At 73.6% G+C, this 2,651-nt stretch carries 2 protein-coding genes; both read right to left on the bottom strand.

Annotated elements, in window-relative coordinates:
• Positions 1 to 995 (bottom strand): tryptophan dimethylallyltransferase family protein (locus tag G5C65_RS35120; RefSeq protein ID WP_165303111.1); only part of this gene is annotated, 995 nt, incomplete at its 3' end.
• 337 nt (positions 996 to 1,332) lie between these two features.
• Positions 1,333 to 2,651: cytochrome P450 (locus tag G5C65_RS35115; protein WP_165303110.1), on the bottom strand; the 1,319-nt coding region annotated here is incomplete at its 5' end.

The raw sequence follows: 2,651 nt of genomic DNA, 5'->3' as shown, positions 1-2,651 counted from the left end.
GTCCCGTCGATGCCGAGGCGGCGCAGCAGGGTCCGGGCGCGGGTGTGGGCCTCGGCGTCGTGCGGCACGTAGTCCCGGACCGGCACATGGAGGGTGAAGCCGCTGGGCGCGCCGACGGCGGTGTCCGTGAAGGAGTGGCAGGTGAGCGCCGGGCGTCCGGTGAGCCGCGGCGCGTGCGGCGCCGGGTCGGCGGATCGCGGCGGGCGGCCCGCCGCGATCCGGAGGAAGTCCTCGACGCCGCCGTCCGGGGCGCCCGCGACGCGGCCGTCGGGCGGGGCGGCCGGGGCCATGCGGTTCAGGCCGGGCGCCTCGGCCGCGGACAGGCCGTCGTGGCGGAGGTAGACCTTGACGCGGGGCGCCTCCCAGTCGCCGAGGTCGAGGGCGAGGAAGGGGTGGCCGTCCGCCGGGGGTAACGCCTCGAAGGCGCGCCGGTGCCCGAGCCGCTCCAGCGCCTCCCGCACGGTGGCCGCGGCCGGCTCCGGTCCCCGCGCTCCGGGGTTCAGATAGACCTTGACCCGGGGCACGCCGCCGGGCCGCAGCTCCCACGCGTACCAGAGGGCCAGCGGCCCCCGGGGGTCCCGGGGGAAGAACAGGTCCTCCAGCGCTTCGAGCTGCGCGGTGGGGAACGTCCAGCGGTGCGCCATGCCGCGGACGACGGCCAGCCCGGTGCGGCCGCCTTCCGCCAGGCCGCCGGCGGCGCACCCCGGATCGACCAGGACGCGCAGCGTGGGCGGGGCGCCGGGCCGGAACGCCAGGGAGAACTCGACCGGGGTGTGGTCGTCGGACAGGAAGGTCGACGAGGGGGGAGGCAGCGCCAGCGGGCGCTCCGCCGTGGCCCCCAGCGTCTCGGCGAGGGCGCGCGCATAACTCTCCGTGTCCTGATGGCTGAGACCGGCGATGCCGCCGAGCCGCCGGAGCTGTCCCGCGGTGTGCTCGCCGAGCGTGGTCCCGGCCGTGGCGGCGGGGGCGGTGCCGGTGTCGGGCGCCCCGCTCATCGGGCGTCGCCGGGCCCGGCAGCGGGGGCCGGGACAGAAAAATACCCGCCTCGGGGGGCGGGTATGCGGCCGTGCGGTCTGTGCGCGGGCGTCCCTATGCGGGAGGACCGGCGTTCCCACGGGGTGTGGTGCCGGTGTGGACGGGCCGCGGAGCGCCGGGCCGAAGTGGCGTTGGCGATCGTGCCGGTATCCTCCACCACGCCTCCTTCATTGTGTTGTGGCCGACAGGAACACCTTGACCTACCCCGGCAGTTGAAAACTGATTCGGTTTGTGGCCATGTGTTCGTGTCGCGTATATCACACTCCCGGGTGACAAGTGGTGACGTTGAGTGACATTTCAGCCTTTGAGCCACGACAGGAACGAGCTCCACAGGCCGGTGCGCTCCTGCCTGCCCGCGCCGGAACCGGAGCCGCCGGAGCCCGAGCCGCCGGAGCCGGAGCCCGAGCCGCCGGCGGTGGAGCGCTCGGGAGCCGGTTCAGCGGGCTGCGGGGCGCGCAGCGGCGAGAAGCGGGCCGGCAGCGCGGCCAGTGCGCGGTTGAACGGGCCGGGGCGCCAGGACAGGCTCTCCGGCGGGACCGCGAGCTCGACGTCCGGCAGCTCGTTGAGCAGGTGCTCGATGGCGGACACGGTGATGAGGCGGGCCGGTTCCTTGGACGGGCAGGCGTGCGGGCCCGCGCTCCAGGAGAGGTGGGCGCGGCTGGCCGTGTGCCCGGGTGCGGCCTGGGCCGAGGAGGCGTTGGCTGCGGCGAAGCTGACCAGCACCAGATCGCCCTCGCTGAGCTTCTGGCCGGCGAACTCCATGTCGGAGACCGGGAAGTGCGGGGCGTAGTTGGACATGGGCGGGTTGTGCCACAGGGTGTCGTCGAGCGCCTCGTCCACCAGCCCGCTGCGTGCGAACCGGTCGTCGGTGAGCACCAGGTGCAGGGTGTTGGCGACGAGGTTGCGCAGCGGCTCGGCGCCCGCGCCGAGCAGCAGGACCAGCTGGTGGGCCATCTCCTCGTCGTCCAGTCCGGCCTGGTGCTGCATCAGCCAGGAGGTGACGTCGTCGCCGGGCTTGGTGCGCTTGAGGGCGACCAGCTCGCTGACGGCCTGGACGAGTACCTCGTTGGCCTGTTCGGCGTTGATGCCGTCGAATATCCCGGAGATGCCGAACATGACCCGGTCGCCGATCTCCGCGGGGCAGCCGAACAGCTCGTTGAACACGAACAGCGGCAGCGGCTTCGCGTAGTCGTTGAGCAGGTCGACCGAGCCGCGGGTGCTGAACTGGGAGATCAGATACTGGGCGACCCGCTCGACGTTCCGGCTCAGCCGGTGGGAGTCGACGCGGGCCAGGCTGTCGGTGACGGCCTGCCGCAGGTGCAGATGCTCGGCGCCGTCGGAGAACATGCAGTTCGGCCGGTGCATCAGCAGCGGCAGGACCGGGCTGTCCGGGCTGATCCTGCCCTCCTTCAGATCCCGCCACCGCCGCGAGTCCTTGGCGAAGGCGCCGGGGCTCTGCAGCAGCTCCAGCGCGGCGGTGTAGTCCGTGACGAGGGTCGCCGGGACGCCGGGCGAGAGCTCGACGGGCGCGGTGGGGCCGAAGTGCCGCAGATACGCGTAGTACGCGTGCGGGTCTGCGGCGAACTCCGGGGTGTACAGCGGGACGGGGCCGCCGC

It is taken from the genome of Streptomyces boncukensis (genome assembly GCF_011045075.1).
Taxonomy (GTDB): Bacteria; Actinomycetota; Actinomycetes; order Streptomycetales; family Streptomycetaceae; genus Streptomyces; species Streptomyces boncukensis.
Note: the sequence above shows the minus strand (reverse complement) of the source record. Positions and strands in the feature narration are given on the sequence as shown.